This is a genomic window from Micromonospora antibiotica, from assembly GCF_017599305.1.
Taxonomy (GTDB): Bacteria; Actinomycetota; Actinomycetes; order Mycobacteriales; family Micromonosporaceae; genus Micromonospora; species Micromonospora antibiotica.
Genome location: NZ_JAGFWR010000001.1, coordinates 575328 through 595952, shown reverse-complemented (window position 1 = coordinate 595952; position 20625 = coordinate 575328). Strand labels below are relative to the sequence as shown.

The 20625-nt window shown below is 70.3% G+C and carries 18 protein-coding genes; 10 read left to right on the top strand and 8 right to left on the bottom strand.

Annotation, left to right across the window (positions count from 1 at the left end; translation table 11 throughout):
* Positions 1–21: 21 nt before the first annotated feature.
* The 5 genes from JQN83_RS02820 to JQN83_RS34025 all read right to left on the bottom strand — a co-directional run bounded on the left by JQN83_RS02820 (position 22) and on the right by JQN83_RS34025 (position 5309).
* The gene (locus JQN83_RS02820) at positions 22–807 is read right to left on the bottom strand and encodes a 2,3-dihydro-2,3-dihydroxybenzoate dehydrogenase (RefSeq protein ID WP_208565414.1); all 786 of its coding nucleotides are present in this window, start codon (positions 805–807) and stop codon (positions 22–24) included.
* A 93-nt stretch (positions 808–900) separates the two neighbouring features.
* Complete coding sequence (locus tag JQN83_RS02815) at positions 901–2025, bottom strand: glycosyltransferase (protein WP_208565413.1); 1125 nt, start codon at positions 2023–2025, stop codon at positions 901–903.
* Between the two features lie 54 nt (positions 2026–2079).
* Entirely contained in the window at positions 2080–3201 is a 1122-nt protein-coding gene (locus JQN83_RS02810) for an acyltransferase family protein (RefSeq protein WP_208565412.1), read from the bottom strand.
* 441 nt (positions 3202–3642) lie between these two features.
* Entirely contained in the window at positions 3643–4407 is a 765-nt protein-coding gene (locus JQN83_RS02805; protein ID WP_208565411.1) for an SDR family NAD(P)-dependent oxidoreductase, read from the bottom strand.
* Between the two features lie 32 nt (positions 4408–4439).
* Positions 4440–5309, bottom strand: coding sequence for a helix-turn-helix transcriptional regulator (locus tag JQN83_RS34025; RefSeq protein ID WP_208565410.1), 870 nt, complete (start codon positions 5307–5309; stop codon positions 4440–4442).
* 528 nt (positions 5310–5837) lie between these two features.
* Here JQN83_RS34025 and rfbA point away from each other — a divergent pair.
* Complete coding sequence (gene rfbA, locus JQN83_RS02795) at positions 5838–6731, top strand: glucose-1-phosphate thymidylyltransferase RfbA (protein ID WP_208565409.1); 894 nt, start codon at positions 5838–5840, stop codon at positions 6729–6731.
* 291 nt (positions 6732–7022) lie between these two features.
* Positions 7023–8249, top strand: a complete 1227-nt coding sequence (locus JQN83_RS02790) for a 3-deoxy-7-phosphoheptulonate synthase (RefSeq protein ID WP_208565408.1) — start codon at positions 7023–7025, stop codon at positions 8247–8249.
* Between the two features lie 116 nt (positions 8250–8365).
* Here JQN83_RS02790 and JQN83_RS02785 read toward each other — a convergent pair whose 3' ends face one another.
* Positions 8366–9787 carry an MDR family MFS transporter gene (locus JQN83_RS02785; protein ID WP_208565407.1) on the bottom strand — a complete coding sequence of 474 codons (1422 nt, stop codon included), beginning with the start codon at positions 9785–9787 and terminating at the stop codon, positions 8366–8368.
* A 110-nt stretch (positions 9788–9897) separates the two neighbouring features.
* On the opposite strand from JQN83_RS02785, the gene JQN83_RS02780 reads away from it, so the two are divergent.
* Positions 9898–10398, top strand: a complete 501-nt coding sequence (locus tag JQN83_RS02780) for an FBP domain-containing protein (protein ID WP_208565406.1) — start codon at positions 9898–9900, stop codon at positions 10396–10398.
* An 88-nt stretch (positions 10399–10486) separates the two neighbouring features.
* On the opposite strand, the gene JQN83_RS02775 is transcribed toward JQN83_RS02780, so the two are convergent.
* Together JQN83_RS02775 and JQN83_RS02770 are read right to left on the bottom strand one after the other, a co-directional pair.
* Positions 10487–11629, bottom strand: coding sequence for a ThiF family adenylyltransferase (locus tag JQN83_RS02775; protein WP_208565405.1), 1143 nt, complete (start codon positions 11627–11629; stop codon positions 10487–10489).
* Between the two features lie 34 nt (positions 11630–11663).
* Positions 11664–12698, bottom strand: coding sequence for a ketoacyl-ACP synthase III family protein (locus JQN83_RS02770; RefSeq protein ID WP_208565404.1), 1035 nt, complete (start codon positions 12696–12698; stop codon positions 11664–11666).
* Between the two features lie 213 nt (positions 12699–12911).
* Between JQN83_RS02770 and JQN83_RS02765 the strand changes: the two genes are divergently transcribed.
* The 7 genes from JQN83_RS02765 to JQN83_RS02735 all read left to right on the top strand — a co-directional run bounded on the left by JQN83_RS02765 (position 12912) and on the right by JQN83_RS02735 (position 20608).
* Positions 12912–14543, top strand: a complete 1632-nt coding sequence (locus JQN83_RS02765; protein WP_208565403.1) for an FAD-dependent monooxygenase — start codon at positions 12912–12914, stop codon at positions 14541–14543.
* Positions 14544–14745: 202 nt separating this feature from the next.
* Positions 14746–16215 (top strand): nitroreductase family protein, encoded by a 1470-nt coding sequence (locus tag JQN83_RS02760; protein WP_208565402.1) that lies wholly within the window; start codon positions 14746–14748, stop codon positions 16213–16215.
* Positions 16216–16218: 3 nt separating this feature from the next.
* Positions 16219–17646 carry a class I adenylate-forming enzyme family protein gene (locus JQN83_RS02755; RefSeq protein WP_208565401.1) on the top strand — a complete coding sequence of 476 codons (1428 nt, stop codon included), beginning with the start codon at positions 16219–16221 and terminating at the stop codon, positions 17644–17646.
* 47 nt (positions 17647–17693) lie between these two features.
* Complete coding sequence (locus JQN83_RS02750; protein ID WP_208565400.1) at positions 17694–17963, top strand: acyl carrier protein; 270 nt, start codon at positions 17694–17696, stop codon at positions 17961–17963.
* Positions 17956–18699 carry a dihydrodipicolinate reductase C-terminal domain-containing protein gene (locus JQN83_RS02745; protein WP_208565399.1) on the top strand — a complete coding sequence of 248 codons (744 nt, stop codon included), beginning with the start codon at positions 17956–17958 and terminating at the stop codon, positions 18697–18699. Before JQN83_RS02750 ends, JQN83_RS02745 begins: the two co-directional genes overlap by 8 nt.
* Positions 18696–19439 carry a class II aldolase/adducin family protein gene (locus tag JQN83_RS02740; RefSeq protein WP_208565398.1) on the top strand — a complete coding sequence of 248 codons (744 nt, stop codon included), beginning with the start codon at positions 18696–18698 and terminating at the stop codon, positions 19437–19439. The genes JQN83_RS02745 and JQN83_RS02740 overlap by 4 nt, the downstream gene beginning before the upstream one ends.
* Positions 19436–20608, top strand: coding sequence for an acyl-CoA dehydrogenase family protein (locus JQN83_RS02735; protein WP_208565823.1), 1173 nt, complete (start codon positions 19436–19438; stop codon positions 20606–20608). The genes JQN83_RS02740 and JQN83_RS02735 overlap by 4 nt, the downstream gene beginning before the upstream one ends.
* Positions 20609–20625: the final 17 nt, after the last annotated feature.

The window sequence follows — 20625 nt, the reverse complement described above, 5'->3', positions numbered from 1 at the left end:
CATCTCCCTGGTCCGGACGGGTCAACGCCCGAGGGCGGCGCCACCGTCGACGTAGAAGTCGTGCATCGTGACGTTGGCCGCCTGGTCGGACAGCAGGAACATCACGGCGTTGGTGACGTCGGCGACGGTCGTGAGGCGGCCGAGCGGGATGCCCACGCGGTACTCGGTCGGGACACCGGCGACGGACACGGACGTTCCGTCACCACCGCCCCACAGTCCCCGCAGCATCGCCGTGTCGGTGGAGCCCGGGGCGACCACGTTGCAGCGAATGCCGCTGCTGGCCAGTTCGAGCCCGAGCGTCTTGGTGTAGGCGGTCGCCGCCGCCTTCGATGCGGCGTAGGCGGACATCCGCACCCTGGGTACTCCGGCCGCGTTCGAGGCCACGGTCACGATGCTGCCCCGTCGGCGCGGCGTCATCCGCCTTGCGACGGCCGTCGACATGAGGAAGACGCCGCGGGCGTTGACCGCGAGGGTGTCGTCCCAGTCCCGCTCGGTCAGCTCGACCGCGGTCGCCGCCCGCAGCACCCCGGCACAGTTCACCAGGAAGGCGACGGGGCCCAGTCGCTCCTCCACTGCGGCCACCGTGTCCTCGACCTCGACGGCGGAGCGGACGTCGGCGGTGAATTGCGTGACGGTGCCGGGCACGTCGTCGTGGGCACCGAAGAGCGCCGACAGGCGGTCACCGTCGACGTCGAGGGCCGCCACCGAGGCACCGGCCCGGCAGAGGGCGGAGACGACAGCCTCCCCGATACCGCCGGCCGCACCCGTGACGATGGCGACTTGACCTCGGAACTGATCCTCATACATGAGGGCTGGTCCTCCAGAGTGGGTCGATTCCACGGCGGAACGGATGGGACGCCGTCGCCTCTGACCGGGCCGGCGGGACGGTGTCGGGGTGCCTCAGCACAACTTCTCCACCACGTCCACGACATCGGCCGCTGACGGCATGGTCATGATCTCCTGGGACAACACCGCCGCACGTTCTCGGTGGATCGGCTGGTGGAGCAGTTGGTCGACCCCGGCCGCGATCGCCTCGGCGGTGTCCTCGCCCGGCAGGAGCATGACGGCCGCACCGGAGTCGGCGAGACGACGCGACGGCGCCAGGAGTTTGGGCATGTTCGGTATCAGCAGCTGCGGCACGGCGCACGCCATGCCGGTCAGGGCCGTGCCGCCGCCACCGTGGTGCACCAGCACATCGCAGTTGCGGGCCACCACGTCGAGCGGCAACCAGCCGGCCCGCACACCGAGCCGCTGCGACAGCTCGTCGCTGACGGCTGCCGGCGCCGCCACGACGACCTCGGCCCCGACCGTCTTCACCTTGCCGACGAGGTCGACCAGGTAGTCGAAGAAGTTGCCGCGGGCGACCTTCGTGCCGGCTGTCACCACGATGCGGCGCTGCTCGCCCCGGACGTACATCCACGGCTCCAGTGGGCGCTGCATGTTCGTCGGGGCGAACCGCATCGGCTGGGCCGGGCCGGCGTCGGCCGGACGCAGGCTCGGCGGGCAGATGTCGATCCAGAGGTCGGCAACGGGAAGCCGGTCCAGGCCGAGGCGCTCCAGCTCCGGGCGTAGTTCCCGTTCGGCGGCCGAATCCACGACAGGTGGTTCACCGGTGTCCCAGGAGTGCCGCACGTAGGGAACGCCCAACCTGCTGGCGAGCAGCGGCGCCGCGAAGGTGAGCATGCCGCCCACCACGACGTCCGGTCGCCATTGCGCAGCGAAGTCGAGCAGCGGGTCGATGCAGGCCGCCGCCAACCGGCCGAAGGCATGACCGATGTAGATCATGTGAGCCTCCGGATCGGTCGGTTCCGTGATCGCAGCTCCGGAGCGATCGGTGGTGATGTGGTGGCGGATGGGAACCGGTGAGACGCAGAGGCCCGGCAGGCCGGCCCCGACGATGGCGGGCAGCGTCTCCTCCGTCGAGGCGACGATCACCTCGTGACCGGCGTTGCGCGCGGCGGTTGCCAGCGGCGTCAGCGGAAAGACCGTGGCCGGGCTCCCACCCGTGACGAACAAGAAGCGCATGACGATTCCTCACGTTTGGTTGACGGGGATGAGCGGGGATGCCAGGCGGATCGGCTACGACGGTTCGACCCGGACGGCGGCGTCGGTCTCGATGCGCTTGCCCTGCGGCGGTCGGCCCCACCGGCGCATCGCAGGTGACTCGACGAGGCGGTGGAGAAGAACGGCCAGGCCGAGGCTGAGCAGGAAGGCGAGGGCGACGAAGAGCAGGCCGGCACCCCGTCCGAGTTCACGGTCGAAGCCGATGCCCGCCCGCAGGACGATCAGGACGATCTCGTGCACCAGGTAGAACGCGAACGACGCCTCCCCGAGCCGACGCATGACCGGGCTGCTCAGCCACGACCGGCCCGCGCGGTCGTCGCCCACCGCCAGTGCGGGCACCAGCAGCGCCAACGGCACGATGAGGACCGCGTTGACGGTGTACGTCATCGGGACGATGAGGCCGACCAGGTAACCGACGACGGTCAGCGCGAAGGCGACGCCCCGCCCCGGGCCCACCCACCGACCGGTCAGCACGATCCTCGCCATCAGCATCCCGAGTACGAAGTCCAGGAGCCGCACCGGCGGAAAGGCGTAGAGGAACCACATCTGGTCGACGGACTGGTCGGCCAGCACGGTGCCGGCGAAGCCCTCCGGGAACCGCGGTGACGCCGGCAGCAGCGACCCGAGCACGGGCAACGCGATCACCGTACCGGCGACGCCGGCCGCACACGCCCACAACTGCCCGGCCCTGATCCGGGCGAGCCGGGGCAGCAGCAGGGGGAACATCGCATAGAAGAACAACTCGCAGGACAGCGACCAACTGGGGCCGTTCACACTGAGAAAGACGTCCGGCTTGGGCACCCATGCCTGCAACAGCAGCAGATTGAGCAGCGCGGTGGACCACGGTGTGGAGGCAGCGGCGAAGACGAGCATCGCCAGCCCGAAGGTGACCGCGTGGTTGGGATAGATCTTGACCAGCCGTCGCCGGAGGAACCCACGGTACGTGTCGTCGGGCCGGGCGGACCAGGTGAGGACGAAGCCGCTGAGGAGAAAGAAGAAGGAGACGCCGACGGTGGCGGCGCTCTTGGTCGCAGAGGTGAGCGCACCGGAGACACCGGTGCCGTCGGCGAACAGCCGCAGTGTCGCCACGTGAAACAGGAACACCATCGACGCGGCGACGAATCGCGCGCCGGTCAACGATTCGAGTCGACCACCGCCTGGCCGCGCAGCACCACTAGTCAACGGATCTCCTCAGTGAACGCCGAAGTGAGGACCGACCGACCACAATCGGTCTCTTCCGGCCGACCCGGTCGGGGCACGGACTCGACCATGGTTCGACGCGGTTGGCTGTACAGGGCGTACGACCCCGGCGGGCCGCATCAGGCGGCCGGCGCGCGGGGCAGGCGGCAACAGTGCCGACGGTCAGCCGCGCTGGTATTCCAGAATCGTCATGACATCGAGCTGCCGGCGACCGGGGGCGATCGGTGGGCGGCTCACGGGTAAGGCTGCCAGACCGTCGCCGACCGGTACAGGCGCGCATCTGACCATTGCCGGTCGTGGCCGGATGCGGACATTCTCATGTCGCGGGCGACAGCCGCACGATCGGGGCGCCGCGCCCACTGCCTGGCGACTCCCGGTTCAGAGCGAGGTCCCGCCGGCGACCTCGATGCGCTGACCGGTGATCCAGCGTGCGGCATCGGACGCCAGAAAGGCGACCACGTCGGCGACGTCGTCCACCTGACCGATCCGGCCGAGCGCGGCCTTCGACGCCAGCTCCGCCGCCGTTCCCGGCTGCCGCAGCCGGTCACCGTGGAACTCCGTGTCGATGAGGCCGGGAGCGACGCTGTTCACCGTGATCCCACGTGGACCGAGCTGCTCGGCCAGTGCCTGACTGAAGACCTCGAGTGCCCCCTTGCTCATCGCATAACCGACGATCTCGGGGTGCGCCACCCGGGTGGCCAGCGAGGAGATGTTGACGATCCGACCCCCGTCGCGCATCAGGGGAAGGGCCCGCTGCGCCAGGAACACCGGGAGACACACGTTGATCGCGAACACCCGGTCGAGCTGTTCCGGGACGAGTTTGGCGACATCCGCCCGGCAGCCCACCCCGGCGTTGTTGACCAGCACGTCGAGCGTGGTGTCGCCGGTGTGGTGTCGGAGACCCGCTGCCAGTCCGTCGAGGAGCACGTCCAGACCCGAGTCGTCGGCGAAGTCGGCACGGACGGCGAACGCCGTCCCACCCCGGGCACGTATCAGGTCCACCGTCTCCGCAGCCATCGCGTCGTCGCGACGGTAGTGGACGGCGACCACGGTCGACGCGGTTGCGAGCCGTACGGCGATGGTCCGGCCGATCCCGCGACTGGCGCCGGTGACGAGCACAGCGCGCGTGGTACCTCTGTCCATGTCTGCTCCCCAGAGCTGTCGTCGACGATCGGTTACGACGGAAAGTCCAACAGGCCCTCGATGCGGCCGGCCACCACTCCGGCCTCGAAGCGGCTGCTGGTGCCCAGCCTCCGCAGCAGCGCGGAGACGAGCCGCCGCAGGGTGCGGGCCGACAGTTGCAGCTCACGGGCGATCGCGGTGTCTGGCCGGCCACGTGCCCACAGCCGCAGGATCATCAGTTGCTGCTCCGTCAGGCGCAACGGGCTGTCGACGAGGTCGGTGGAGGTGTACCGGACGATCGGGTCCCGATCGTCGGGTGCGACGCCCGGCGTCACGGCCGTGGGGCTTTCCGTGGTGGTACTCCAGCAGAACTCGAAGACGCGTCGCAGCAGCGCGACGACAGTTTCCTGTCGTACGAGCAGGTGGCCGGAAATCCTATTGCCCGGGCCGGTCGGCCAGATCAGGGCAAGATCGTCGTCGACGACCAGGAAACGGAACGGAACGAGCTGTGTGCTGCGCACCTGCACGCTGACCGAAGCCATTTTCTGCAATGGTCCCGCGATCCGTGCGGCGCCGACGGAGGCATTCTGTCGGATCACTCGGATCACCAGCCCGGCGTCGATGCCCGTACGGTGGCGATTCACGGCGTCGGTGACAATCTGCTGGGCCGGTGCCGGCGGATCCATCCACATCATCTCACCGGCGGCGTGAACCGCAGCGTTCTTGAGCAAGTCCTCCATCCGCGACCAGCTCGCCACCTCTTCTATACCGGTGGCGCCCGCCGTGACCGGCCATCCACATGTCGCCAGGGCCGCGACCTTCGCCCGGACCGACCGGATCGCAGCCGCCGCCCCGACCTGCGCCTCTTCGTGCCGTTCCAGCAGGTCCAGCAGGGCCTCCAAAGGACGTCGATCGTCCTTCACGGTGAGAGGGCACATCGAGCCACCTCTTCCTCGTTCCATTGTCCGCCCGGGGCCACGGCCGCTACGGGCCACAAATTGGTCTACATGAGTCGCTGCAACTTTGACAAGCTGTCGTCAACGGCTGGAGGACACCGCCGAGAAGAGTCGGTACGGTGCAGTTGGCGAAGAACTCCGCCGCATCAGGCAATCCACTCGGGCCATGATCGAAATCACCTTGCCCGAAGCACGTCGATGTTCAACAGCCACCCGGGACCCGGCCGTCCGGCAGTGACGCCGACCAATCGCCGTTGACCGAACCCGCACTGGTCCCACGCACCCCGGCGAGGGCGCACCGGGTGTCGGGACCACCAGAGCCACGGCGAACGTCGGGCCACGCTAGATCGACTTGCCTCGATCACGTGACCCGCGACGAGACCGGGTGCGAAACAGCCCCACCGAAACGGTCGAATGGTGCCGGCAGAGTCGGTGCCGGCGGAAACGACTGGTGGTGATCCACCACCGAACATCTTCTCCTGGAGAGGTTGAAATATGCGCGGTATCGTTCTCGCCGGCGGCTCGGGTACGCGGCTGAGGCCCGCAACGAAGGCCCTGTCCAAACAGCTGCTGCCGGTCTACGACAAACCCATGATCTACTACCCGCTGTCCGTTCTCATGCTTACCGGCATCCGGGACGTCCTGATCATCTCCACCCCTGACCACCTGTCGCTCTACCAACAACTCTTCGAGACGGGAGCGGAACTCGGACTGAATATCGAGTACGCCGTCCAGGAAAGGCCGGGTGGCTTGGCGGAGGCATTTCTCCTGGGCGCCGACTTCATCGGCGACGAGAACGTCTGCCTGGTGCTGGGCGACAACATATTCCACGGCACCGACCTGGGCCCGCTGCTTCGGGCAGAAGCCGAGCAGGTGTCGGGCTGCACGTTGTTCACCTACCCCGTCTCCGATCCCACCCGGTACGGAATCGCCGAACTCGACCGCGACGGGAGCCTGGTCCGACTGGCGGAGAAGCCGATTTCCCCATCATCGAACCAGGCGGTCACCGGCCTTTATCTCTACACTCCCGACGTCGTGGATCACGCGCGGGCACTCACACCCTCCGCCCGCGGTGAACTGGAGATAACCGATCTCAACAATCGTTACCTCGGTGAGGGTCGCGCCAGAATCGTCGGTCTCGGACCGGAAACGGTCTGGTTGGACACCGGCACGCACGACAGCCTCCTGGCCGCCGGGAACGTCGTGCAGTTGCTCCAGCACCGCAACGAGCCCGTCGCCTGCCTGGAGGCGATCGCCTGGCGAATGGGTTTCATCAGTACCCGGCAGATGGTCCGGTTGACGAGGAACTATCCCGAGGGCAGTGCGGTGGCCACCTACCTGGCAGGGCTGCTCGCCCGGGAGCCTCTCGGCTTCGAGGCCTTCGCCTGACCGGCGGCACGCCCCGCCGCTGCTGGTGCGTGGGGACGTCGGGGCGACCCCGGCGCCGCCGCCACCGCCCGCCCGGCAGCCGGCCCGGCGGGAGCGCAGCCGGCACGGCGGGAGCGCAGCCGGCCAGGCCGAAGCGCAGCCGGCCGGCGAACATCCCGGCCCGACCCGGGCAGACCGTCCACCGCGCACGTCCAAGTGCGGAACTACGCACTCGCCCACCCGAAGAGTCCTGTCATCGATCGCTCGACGACGGCGATCAGCACGACGTTCAGCAACTGAAAGGAGTCTGCCGTGACCGAGAAGGCATTCCGGTACGACGTCCTCGCCGACGACGAGATCCGCGTGCCGGACGGATTGCGCGACGTGTGGCGGGGATTCAAGGAACCGCCGCACCAGCAACCGGTCTGGCGCAACCGCCACCTGCTCGAGTGGGCCCGCGCCACCCTGGCCTGGAGCGCACCGCTGGTCACCTCGCCTGAGGTCGAAGAGCTGAGTCGCCTGCTGGCCGAGGTCGCCGACGGCCGGCGTCGCGTCCTGCAGTGCGGTGACTGCGTCGAGGATCCCCGGGAGGCCACGGCCACGCACGTCCGCGACCGGATCCGTCTGATCGACGAACTCGCCGCCCTGATGACGGCTGGTTCCGGGCTACCGGTCCTGCGGGTCGGACGACTGGCAGGTCAACTGGCCAAGCCCCGCTCCGAGCCGTTCGAGCGGGTGAACGGTGTGGACCTGCCCGCCTTCCGCGGGGCGCTGGTGAATCGTCCCGGGCACACCATGGCGGACCGCTCCCCGGACCCGGTGCGGTTGTACCACGGATATCGGATGTCTCGCACCGTGCTGGCGCATCTGGAGTTGCTGGGCCGCCACCCCGGGCAGGCGGGCGTCGACCCGGTGTGGACGAGTCACGAGGCGCTGCTGCTCGACTACGAGATTCCCCTGCTGCGGCGGGCCCCCGGCGGCAGTTCGTTGCTGACCTCGACGCACTGGCCCTGGATCGGTGAGCGCACCCGGCGTCATGACGGGGCCCACGTCCAGGTGATGGCGGCCATCGACAACCCGGTGGCATGCAAGGTCGGTCCGGGAATCAGCGCCGGTGAACTGCTCGAGCTGTGCGCGAAGCTCGACCCGCAGCGCCGTCCGGGCCGGCTCACGCTGATCGCGCGGCTCGGGGCGGGCCGGGTGACCGACACACTGCCGCCGCTGGTCCGAGCCGTACGCCGGGCGGGGCATCCGGCAATCTGGCTCTGCGATCCGATGCACGGCAACACCATCCGTAGCCCCAGCGGTCGCAAGACGCGCTCCGTGGCCGACGTGGTCGCCGAGGTCGAACGCTTTCAACTGGCGGTCCTCGCCGGGGAGGGCGTACCCGGGGGACTCCACCTGGAGACGACACCCAACACCGTCGCCGAGTGCGTGCCGGTCGCCGGCAACGAACCGGTTGGTCCGTTCACGACCCTCTGCGATCCACGGCTCAACGGGGACCAGGCCGCCCGGGTGGTGTCCGCCTGGCACGCCTGAGGACCGCGTACGCCCATCCGGCTCCGCAGCCGGGCCTGCTCGTCGCGGCACCGGGTGGGCAGCCGGTCCGGTGTCCGTGGACACCGGTGACCGGCTGCGCCACCCGGCCGCCCGGCTCAGCTCACGACCGGCTTGCGCCGTGCCGGGAGGAACACCGCGGGCACCGCGGTCAGCACCACGACCCCGACGACCACCCAGAAGGTGGCGTGGAAGCCGCCGAGCTCACTGCCCTGCTGCCGGGTCAGCGGTTGCAGCAGCAGCGCGACTGCCGCGGTGCCCACCGCGCCCCCGATCTGCTGGATGATCGCATTCGCCGTGGTGGCGGCCGGGACGCGCTCCTGGCTCAGGGAGTGATAGAGCGTCAGCATGGTGGGTGACACCACGAAGGCCAGGCCGATACCACGGACGAACAGCGCGGCGACGATCAGCCACTGCGCCGATCCGGGTTCGGCGAAGGCCAGGGGGACGGTGGTCACCGCGACCACCGCCAGCCCGCCGAGGACCATCACCCGGGAGTTGTGTTTCAGGTCCACCATCTTGCCGACGACCAGCACAGCGACCAGCATCCCGGCGCCTTGTGGAGCGAGCGCCAGGCCGGCGTCGACCGCACCGCGGCCGTCGCCCTCCTGTAGGAGCAACGGGACGAGGAAGACGACGGCGAACAGGGCCGCGTTGTTGAGCAGGGTGATCGCCGTCGAGGCGGTGAAGGCGCGATCCCGGAACAGGTCGAACTCGACGACTCCGGTACGCGTGGCGCGGCTCGCCCGGATGCCGTGCCAGGCCAGCGAGACCACGCTCAGCAGCAGCGGTGCCCAGACCCGCACGGCGGTGGGTGGGGTTCCGTCGACGAGCATGCTCAGCCCGTAGAGCAACCCGGCGATGCCCAGACCCATCGTGACGAGGCCGAAGACGTCGAGTCGTGGCGCGTCCTGCCCCTTGCGGTTGGGCAGGTGGCGGGCGGACAGGATCACGGCGACCAGCACGATCGGCACGTTGACCAGGAAGGCCCAGCGCCACGACAGGCTCTCGATCAGGACCCCGCCCACCACGGGCCCCAGAATGGGTGCCATCTGCACCGGAATGGCGATGACGGCCATGGCGCGGCCCATCCGCTCCCGTCCGGCGATCTCCACCACGAGGATGCGCATGAGCGGGAACAGCATGCCCGCGCCCAGGCCCTGCACCACGCGGAAGAGGATGAGGCTGCCCAGCGACCAGGCCAGTCCGCAGGCCAGCGAGCCGACCAGGAAGACGCTCAGCGAGGCGACCCAGGTCGCTGCCGAACCGAAGCGCTGTGTCGCCCACCCGGTGGCGGGGATGACGACCGCCATCGCCAGCAGATAGGCCGTGGAGGCCCACTGCGTCTGGGCCAGGGTGGCGGAGAACGCAGCCGACAGGCTGTGTACGGCCACCCCGATGATGGTGCTGTCCAGCAGCCCGACGAATCCTCCGAGGGCCAGGAGCATCACCTTGCCCAGTAGCGCCCGGTCCAGGCTCGGTGGCGGGCTCTGATCTGTCGTTGCCTGGTCCGTACTCATCGTGTCTCCTCGTCGGGACGGGTGACCTGCCGGATGAAGGTCTTCTTCACCTCTCTACCTATAGCATATAGCCGTTTGCCTTAGGTGATTTGTGTTGTTACAGTCGCTCCATGAAGCAGCTGGCTGAGGCCGCGATCCGCGATTCCTTCATAAACTGCTCAAAGGGAGAGTCACGACGCATCTCGCTACCGCGGGAGGTGGAGGAGCTTCCGTGGAAGCACCTCGACTTCCTCGGGTGGACCGACCCACGGGCACCCGAACGCAGCTACCTCGTCTGGCAGGAGGGCGAGGACGACGCGCCGATCGGCGTGATGCTGCGACACCCGGACAGGCTGCCGGGCCTGCAGCGCAACATGTGCTCGCTGTGCCTCACCACCCACGGCTCGGGTGGTGTCACGCTGATGGCAGCGCGCAAGTCCGGCCCGGCCGGACGCAAGGGCGACACCGTCGGGCTGTACATGTGCGCCGACCTGAACTGCTCCCTCTACGTGCGGGGGCTCAAAGCCCTCCCGCCGGGGTTGCGGATGGAGGAGACGCTCACGGTGCCGGAAAAGGTGGAGCGCATCAAGAGTCGGGTGGCGGCGTTCATCCAGCAGGTCGCCAGCACGTAACCCTGGTCGACGCGCGCCGCTGCGCCCGGACGGTGAACCCGGGCGCAGCGGCGCGACCGCCCTCAGCAGAGCAGCGGCTCGACCGCCCTCAGTAGACCGGCATGGAGGGATCCAGCTGGTGCGCCCACGCGAGGATCCCGCCTCCGACGTGGACGGCGTCCGGGAGACCGCTGCGGTGCACGAGGGCCAGCACCTCCGCCGACCTGATCCCCGACCGGCAGATCAACACGACCCGGCGGTCGCGCGGAAGGCGCTCGGTGGCGTCCCCGCTGAAGAACTCGCCCTTGGGGATCAACGTCGAGCCGGGCAGGTGCACGTAGTCGTACTCCTCGGGCTCCCGTACGTCCACCAACGCGAACTTCTCGCCGCCTGCCACCAGGTCGCGCAGGGCGAGCACCGAGATGGTCCCGCCCCGGGCTGCTTCGGCCGCCGCCGGTGACAACAGACCGAAGAACGGCTCCGCCGCAGTCAGTTCGGCCGGCCGGTCCACACCGGGCCGGCGTTCGTACGGCCGGACCGAGCATTCACCCAGCGTCGCGTCGTACGTCATCACACGACCCACCAGCGGCTCACCGGTGCCGGTGAGCAGCTTGACCACCTCCATGCTCATGGCCGCGGCCAACCACCCGCCCCACAGCCGCAGCGTCCCCGACATGCCCCGGAAGTAGGCGCCTGGCCGCTCGTGGTGCAGATCGCGGAAGCCCGGCCCCTGCCCGTCCCAGAACACCGACAGGCGAGCCCGGCCGCCGTCCAGCTCGCCCCACACGAAGGGGATCCCGGCCCGGGCGCACACGTCGTCGACGAGCTGGCAACGGGCGGCGTCCTCGCCCGCACAGACAACCAGGTGGTACGAGTCGACCATGGACTCGGCGCTCGCGAGGTCGAAGCGCCCGGGCACCACCTCGGCCCGCAGGGCGGGGCGCGTCCGCCGCAGAGCGGTCACCCACGCCTCGGCGCGGGTGGCGCAGCCGCCGTCCGGAATGCCGAGGTGATCGTCCCAGGGCTGTGGGGGTGCGGCATCGACGACGCCGATGACACCGACGCCCGAGTCGGCGAGGTGGGCGGCGACGAGCCCACCGACCTCGTCCGCGCCCACGACGAGAACGCGGCCGGCCGCCAGCCGCCGCTGACCGGTCGATCCGAAGCCGCCGAGGATCAGCTGGTGCGCCTGCCGAGCGGCCTCGCCGTCAGGAAGGGCGGCCGCAGGCTCGACCAGGGCTGGAAAAGACATGGTGCTCCTTTCGAAAGGCAGGCATGCCGGACGGTCAGGCTCGGGCCCAGTCCGGAATCGTCACGATCTCCAGGACGGCCGCGCCCCAGTTGAAGCCGTAGCCACTCCCGGCCAGGACGACGTGGTCACCCACGGCCAGGCACCCGGTGGTCAGCAGATGCTCCAGACCGGCCACCTGGTCCCCCGCGCCGAGGTGTCCCACCCGACGCCCGAACTCCCAGGTGGTCCGGTCGTCCGGGACACCCATCTCGGCCAGCATCGTCCACCAGCGGACCGTGCGACCGTTGTTGGGCAGGACGAAGCGCCGCACGTCGGCCGCGGCGACCTTGGCCTCGTCCAACGCCTGACCGATCGTGTCGCAGAACCCGCTGGCGATCCGCTGGGAGATGTCCTCGAGATCGTCGAGGTTCTTGCGCATGAACCGGGCCTTGCGGCCCCGCAGGTCGAGGGGCTTGTCCCCGGCGTGCGGCGCGTCCTTGAGCCGGGTGCCCCGATACATCGCCTCCAGCGACGGGTCGGCGTTGAGCACACAGGACAGCACCCGGGCGAAGCCGGGCCGGGAGCTGAGCAGGAGCGCGGTGCCACCGTCCGCCATCACCGTCCCGCTCTCCGTACGAAATCGGTCGAAACCGGGGAGGCAGAATCGTTCGCCGGTGGTCATCAGCACCGTGGCGTCGTCCGGACAGGCGGACAGGAAGGACGCGCCGATCAACAGACCGGCCAGACCTCCGTTGGACTTCTGGTCGATCTCCATCGCCGGAGCGCTGCCGCCGATCGTCTGCTGTTGCACGTACGAGGACGGCGTCCACACGTCCTGCCCCTGGAAGTACGTGCCGTGGTGCAGCAGGAGCCGGACGTCCGCAGCGGACGGCTGACGCCGTTCCAGGGCCTGCCGTGCGGCCGCGACGGCCAGGTCGGGTGCGAACTCGTCGTCCGACACGCACACCGCGAGCAGCGCGTTTCCCACGTACTCGGCGTCCGGGTAGCGGCCGTCCGCGACCGCCTCGCGGAGGTCCAGCCTACGGCCGAGACGGACGCCGACCGAGTCGAAGTAGACCTCGTTCATCATCAAGGCGAATGGTCCTTCCGCGAAAAGAGGGACAGCAGCCGCAAGGGCGGGGGATCGGGCTGACGTTCGCGCCGAACGCAGGGGCACCGTAACAGCCGGAAATGCCTGTCCGGATCACCCGCACGCAATTTTGAACACCAGTTGACGCGCCCCGCGAAAACGGCTATCGCTGGCACGGCAAGGCAACCGCATGGACTCGGAGAAGGAGATCCCGTGGCACCTCGAAAAACTGATGTCGTGATCGTCGGAGGCAGCACCGTCGGGTTGTTCACCGCGATGTTCCTGGCCCGGTCGGGGGTCTCGACGCTCCTCGTCGAACGGCATCCCGCACCGCTGCGTCACCCCCGCGCCATGGGCATCGGGCCCCGGACGGTGGAGCTGCTGCGGACCGCCGGGATCGCCGACGAGGTGGACCGCGTGTGCGTGGACATGTCGGGTGGCAACCTGGAGATGATCAGCACACCGACCCTGGCCGAAGCGGACCTGCCCGCGCTGGCCCGGCAGGCACCCCCCCGCGCCGAGCCGTTCCGGCGGACGACGCCGCAGATCCTGCGGGGCACCTGCCCGCAGGGACGGCTCGACCGCGTGGTCATCGACCGCGCCAGGGCGCTGGGAGCCCGCCTCGAGTTCTCGACCGAGCTCACCGGTTTCGAGCAGGGGCCGGACGGGGTCACCGTGAGCCTGACCGGCCCGCCGGGGCCGTACGAGGTGACCTGCGACTACCTCGTCGCCGCCGACGGCGCGCGCAGCGGCGTGCGAGAGGCCCTCGGCATCGGCGTGACCGGCCGGGGCGCCATCGGCGATCCGCTGGTCAGCGTGCTGTTCCAGGCGGACCTCGACGAGTTCACGCAGGGCCAACCGTTCGTCATGTGCGACATCACCACCCCGGAGGCGGCCGGTGGCCTGCTGCCCGTGGACGGGCGGGACGAGTGGCTCTACGTCGTGCGGTACTCGCCCACCGCCGGCCAGCACGCCGAGGACTTCACGCCCGAACGGTGTCGGAGCCTGATCCGCGCCGCAGTCGGCCGCGCCGACCTCCCGGTGGCGGTGATCAGCACGCTGACCTGGCAGGTACGGGCCGCGCTGGCCGATCGGTTCCGCGCCGCCCGCGTCTTCCTGGCCGGCGACGCCGCGCACGTCGTGCCGCCGGTCGGCGCGTTCGGCATGAACACCGGGGTGGCCGACGCGCACAACCTCGCCTGGAAGATCGCACACGTGCTGGCCGGATCAGCCGGACCCGACCTGCTGGCCACCTACGAGGCGGAGCGCCGCCCGGTCGCCCGGACGGCTCTGGAACAGTCGACGCTCCGCCTGGCGGACCCGTCCCTGCACTGGGCCACGGGCAGCGCCGGGGCGCGACGTCGCGCCGACGCCGGTGCCCTGCACGCGCCCGTGGTGCACCTCGGCTACCGGTACGCGTCGACAGCGGTGCTGGATCCGGTGCCGGCGCTGCCCTCGACCGAGGAGGTCGAGCTCGACCTGGACGGCGCACCCGGTTCCCGCCTGCCGCACCGCTGGTTGCGGCACGACGGTGCCACCGTGTCGACCCTCGACCTGGTCGACTACCGGCTCACCCTGTTCGCCGGCCCGCAGGGTCAGGCCTGGCACGCCGTGGCGGACGAGGTCAGCCGACGGCTCGGTCTGCGGCTGGCGGTGCACTGCATCGACCAGACGTCCGGTGGGGACCCGGAAGGTTCGTGGGCCGCCTCGGTGGGGATCGACGGGTCCGGCGTCCTGTTGGTGCGCCCGGACGACTTCGTCGCGTGGCGGGCCCGGCGTATCGGGCCCGCCTCAGCCGATGACCTGGAGAAGGCACTGCTCACGATCCTGTCGCGGACCCACTGACCGCGACCGCATCCGTACAACTGCGGAATCCCGCAGTTGCCGGGCTGGACCGCCAATAGTTGGTCTGGCATGGTTGATTTCGCGCCGGACCTGTTTCAGCGGTCGGCCGACAAGCAATTCCACACGCATCTCGGCGCACACCATCCGCCACTCCTGCGGCATGGTTGAATTGTGGCGCCGGCAGACGAGAAGCGGACTGCTGATGGATCGATCTTCGGTCGCGTACCACAATTCCTGGAACACTCGCGAAGATGTGTCCGGGGGTCTCGCCGACGGTCTCGACGGCGACCGGGGCATCCCGGCGTCGCTGGCCCGCCATTCCACCGAGGCCGAGCCGGACGTCGTCGCCTTCTGGCACCGGATGGCGCTCGCGGCGCCGGCCGCCGACGCGCCACGCCCCGGGCGCATCCCGGTACCGGCCGAGCTCCATCCGGTGCTGCAACTCCTCGAGGTGGCCTGCCGGGGATCCCGGCACGGTGGGATCTCGGTGCCCTCGGCCGGGGCGCTCTACCCGTACGAGCACGCGGTCGTCGCGGAGCACGCCGGGGAACTGGCGGTCTTCGCGGTGGACGCCGCACGCCGGTCGGTCCATCTGCAGTGCCGCATCGGACCAGCCGAGTGGCCTGGCGGCCTGCCGCTGCCGGGGCCCGGCAGGACCCTGCTGCTCACCAACGTGCGCCCGTGGCTGTCGATGCGGAAGTACGGCGACCGCGGTTACCTCTACGCGCACCTGGACGCCGCCCACCTGAGCACACATCTGCTCTGTCTCGCTCAGTCGCGCTTCGAGCGGACACGCGGCCTGACAGCACGCGAGGTGCGCCCGCTGGATCAGGTGTTGGGGTTGCCGGGCCGCTGCCGCTTCGTCCACAGCGCACTGTGGCTGGACTCGCCGACCGCTCCGTCGTCCGCACCTCGGGAGAGCTGGGCCTGCGTCGACCAGCACCGGGCCCCGCTGAGGCAGACGCTGCCCGAGCACCCCGAACAGCAGTGCTGGCAACGTCTTCCGGCCCGACCGCAGCCGGGAACGCCCGTCGCGGACAGCGGCACCGGGTCGTTCACCGCGGCCCGGGTGGCGGCTGCCGGCCCGTTGGCCGTGGCGGCGCCGCGACGACGCTCCGCCAAGGACTTCACCGGCGAGACGGTGCCGGTGGGCGACGTCCGCCGGGCGCTGAGGGCCACGGGGACCCGCCTGCCGTGGGACCTTCCCGTGACCGGCACGTTCGGCATCACCGTGCTCGCCCGCCGGGTGGCGGGGTTGGCGGCCGGGGCCTACCGGGTGTACGACGGGACGCTCGCCCCGGAGCCGGTGGCGGAGCACGTGGTCGACGGTGACGAACTGGTGCGTATCTGCATGGGTCAGGAGCACCTCCGACATGCCGCTGCGGCGGTGGTCTTCCACGCCCCCCGGGACGCCATCTTCCAGCTCGGCATCGACGGCGTGGACGCGGCCCTGTTCCGGGCGGGCGTACTGGCCCACCTGCTGTGTCTGGGTGCCGCCGACGCGGGACTGGCGATCACCACCATCGGCGGGTTCGACGCCGCCGGTTGGCACCGGCTCAGTGCGCTGCCGCAGAGGGACGAAGCCCTGTACGTGGCCCTGGTCGGTCAGGCCGGCGTCGTGGCGGTCAAGCTCGACCGGCTGCAACGCGCCTACGCCCATGACGAGGCCTGAGACATGCTGATCGAGGTGATCGACGACGCCGCCCGACGGCACGGCGACCGGCCGGCGGTCTCCGACCGGCAGACCACACTGACCTACCGTGAGCTCATCCGGTCGAGTGCGGTCTGGGCCGACACGCTGGCCGGGTTGCTGCCGGGAGGAGACCGTGGCCGGATCGGAATCCGGGCCGGCAACGGTGTCGCCTACGTGGTCGCCTACCTGGCCGCCCTCCGCTGCGGCGCGGTCCCCTTCCTCATCGACCGGGTCAGCGGGGTGCAGGAGACAGCGGCGATCCGGGAGGACTGCGGCCTCGACCTCCTGGTGCACGACTCCCCCGCGCCCGGCTGGGGCACCCCACGTGGTGAGCTGGGCACCCTGACCGTCACCGGCGCCCCGTCCGCCGGCCGCGCCGCACTCGACCCGCAGACCGAGGTCTGCCGTTTCACCTCCGGCTCGACGGGGCGGCCCCACTGCATCGAGTTCCGCGGGCAGGCGGTGCACCGGGCCGCAGTCAACTGGGCGACGGGGACGGGCCTGGACGCCGACGACAGCATCGCCTGCTTCGCGTCCCTGTCGAACGGCCTCGCCTTCAACACCTCGCTGCTGTCGGCGTTCCTGGTGGGTGCCCGGTTGCACCTGCCCAACGGTCTGCCGTCCGGCAGTGCGGTGGGCCGGGCGGTCGCGGCGTGCGCCGCCACCCGGCTGGTCGGCTTTCCCGCCCTCTACGACTCGCTGGTACGCCGACCGGTGACCGACGGCTCGTTCGGCCGGCTACGCATGGCCATCTCGTCGGCGGCGCCGCTCGATCCCGGCACGAAACACCGGTTCGTCGAGGCGACCGGGGTGCCGTTGCGGAACTACTTCGGCGCCGCGGAGGCCGGCCCGCTCACCTTCGCCACCGATCCACTGACCGACCTGGGCCTCGGTGGGCCGCTGCCGGGCGTACTGCTGCGCGCGGGGACCAGGGCGAACCCGGGTCCCGTCGAGGTACGCAGCGAGTCCATGGGCACCCGCTACCTCAACGCCCCGGGGCTGTTGGAGAGCCGGATGACCGACGACGGTTACTACCGCACGGGTGACCGCGGTTACCTGGCCGACGGCAGCCTGTTCCTGAGTGGACGCAGCCACCGGGTGATCAACGTGGGCGGCCGGAAGATCGATGCCACCGAGGTGGTGGAGGCCCTGCGGGCGGCTGCCGGTGTCCGCGACGCCGTGGTGCTCCAGGTGTTGGACCGGCACGGCGTGCCCGCCCTGGCTGCCGTGCTGGCCGCCGACGACTCGCTGGACCCCTCGGGGCCCCGACGCTTCCTGGCCGACCGGCTCGCACCGTACAAGATTCCCAGCCTGGTCCGTGTCGTCCCCGAGATCCCCCGGGGGTCCGCCGGCAAGCCGGCGATGGCGGCCCTCGAAGGACTGTTCGCCGTCGACCGCACCGACGGCTGAGACGCCACGTATCGATCCCGATAGCCGCAACGTGCAAGGAGATGGTCATGTCGGAAAGCGGCACCAGAATTCGACAGAAAGTCGCGCGCATCATCACCGAGTCGGCCGAGGGCGGGCTCAGCGAGGCGGACCTCGACCGGGCGGGCGGATCGCTTCCGGCGCTGGGGTACTCGTCGCTGTCCTACATCCGCATGATCGACGCGATCGAGAACACCTTCGGCATCGAGATCGACCAGGACGAGGAGGATGATCGACTTCGGTCGGTCGACGGCATCGTCGCCCTGGTCGCGGCACAGGACGAGTCGGCGCATGTCTGAGCCGGTAGTGGGAGTGGTCGGCCGGGGCCGACTCGGCACCGCGGTGCGCGACCTGGCCCGGGCCGAGGGGCACGAGGTACGCGTCTACGCCTCCCGCGCCCTGCCCGATCCACGCACCGAGACGGCACCCGACGTCGTCGTCGACTGCTCCGCGCCCGCGGCGTTGACCGGCGTCGCCGAACTCTGTCACCACTGGCGTCGCCCGCTGGTCCAGTGCGTCTCGGGACTGGACGAGCAGCAGCAGGCCGTGCTGGGCCGGCTGGGCCGGTCCGTCGCCGTGGTGGCCGCCCCCAACCTGACCCTGGGAAACTACCTGCTGAGCAGGGCGGTGCGGTGCGTCGCCGAGGTGGTGACGACCATGGCCCGGGCCGGCGTCACCGGCGCGGTCCCCGAGGCCGCCGTCTTCGAGCGTCACCCGGCCCGCAAGGCGCACCGGCCCAGCACCACGGCGGTTCAGCTGAGCCGGTTGTGGACGTCGCTGACCGAGCACGAGGTCAGCGACGTGGCCTCGCTACGCGCGGGTGACGCGGTCAGCGACCACGAGCTGCGACTCGGCTGGGACGGGCAGTCGCTCGCCCTGGTGCACACGGTGGGGTCCATCCGGACCGCCGCCGCCGGGGCGATCGGTATCGCTGCCGCGGCCACCAGTCTGCCGGTGGGCGTGCACCACGCACACGACGTCTTCGACCAGATGCTGGCCGTCATGGGCGGCGACGGCGGAAAGGACCAACGATGAGCCCCGAGGCCGACCAGGTGACTCCTCGTCCGGTTCCGGCGCACCTGAGCAGGCAGATCGCGTACGGCGCACGCATGCTGTCGCTCGACGGTCACGACGACTTCAACCAGGGTCAGATCTCGGCACGTAGGCCCGGCTCGGACGTGTTCTTCATCAAGAACGCCCTCTGCGGCTTCGACGAGGCGACCCCGGCCCAGGTGGTGGCCGCGTCGACGGACCCGCACGCTCCGGTGGACCCGTTGGCGCCCCCCGAGCTGCCGCTGCACCAGGCCATCTACCGGGCCCGCCCGGACGTCAACGGGATCGTGCACAGCCATGCGCCGTACACGCTCGTTTTCGGCGCCACCGATCTGCACCTGCGGCCCCTCTCGCACGACGGTTCCTACTTCACCGGCCGGCTCGGGCTGTTCACGCAGACCAGCAACACGGTGCTCGACCAGTCGACCGGCGAGGCGATCGCCAAGAGCCTCGGCAGTGGCGAGGGTCTGCTGCTGCGCAACCACGGCGGGGTGGTGGTCGGTCGGAGCGTCCGGCACGCCGCGGTGCTCGCGCAGGTCCTGGAGCGGGCGTGCCGCCTGCAACTGCTGGCCGAGCAGACCGGCGTGCCGTACGTCTGGGCCTCCGACGAGGACGTCCAGCTCAAGCGCGACTTCATCTACGCCGATCTGTCCATCCGGTCGTACTGGGAGTACGCGGTCCGCCGGGTCGACGCGACGTGGCCGGCGGCGACCCGGTGGTGACGGGGCGGACCCCGCAGGGAGCACCTCCGGGGACGGCGGAGGCGACGGAGGTCCGGGACCTGCTGTCGCTGGCCCGGGAACTGGCCGACAAGGAGCTGTCGCCCCTCGTCGACGAGTTCGAGGCACGCGGCAGTTTTCCCCGGGACCTGCTCCGCACGCTGGGCCGGGTGGGCCTGCTGGGCCTGCCCTACCCGGTCGAGTACGGGGGTGGCGGTCAGCGGTACGAGGTCTACCTGAGCGTGTTGGAGACACTTGCGAGCCGTTGGCTGGCGGTGGCGCAGTCCGTCAACATCCACGTGTTGTCGTGCTACCCGTTGGCCCGGTGGGGCAGCCCGGAGCAGCGCAGCCGTTGGTTGCCCGACATGCTCGGCGGTGACCTGCTCGGTGCCAACTGCATCTCCGAGCCGGCGGCCGGGTCGGACGTCGGCGCGATCGCCTGCGCGGCCCGCCTGGACGAGGCCGCGGGCGTCTACGTCGTGGACGGCACGAAGGCCTGGACGAGCCATGCCGGCGTCGCCGACTACTACAACGTCTTCTGCCGCACCGGTGGCGAGGGCGTACGGGGACTGTCGGTGTTGCTCGCCCCCGCCGACACGCCGGGTGTCTCGCCGCAGCGGCCGGAACGGAAGATGGGGGTGCAGTCGTCGCCGACCGCCTCCGTCGTGCTGGATGCCGCGCGGGTGTCGGCCGACCGGCTGATCGGCCGACGCGGCAAGGGCTTCCTCATCGCGGCCGGGCTCTTCGACCGGGGCCGCCTCGGCATCGCCTCCTGTGCCGTCGGGCTCGCCCAGGCAGCCCTGGAGTACGCCACCGCCTATGCCAGGCACCGGCGGCAGTTCGATCGTCCAATCACCGACTTCCAGGGTGTGGCGTTCCTGTTGGCGGACATGTCGACGGAGGTCGCCGCGGCGCGGGCCCTGGTCCGGGAGGCCGCCCGGGCCCTGGACGAGGGCCAGCCGGACGGCGTCGTCACGGCGATGGCCGCCCGGGCCAAGCTCTTCGCCACCGACGTGGCGATGCGGGCGACCACCGACGCCGTCCAGGTGCTCGGCGCGTACGGCTACGTCCGGGACCATCCGGTCGAACGCTGGATGCGGGAGGCCAAGCTGCTGCAGATCATCGAGGGGACGAACCAGATACAGCGCGTCGTGATCGCACGGTCACTGTGACCGCGGTCCGCACCTCG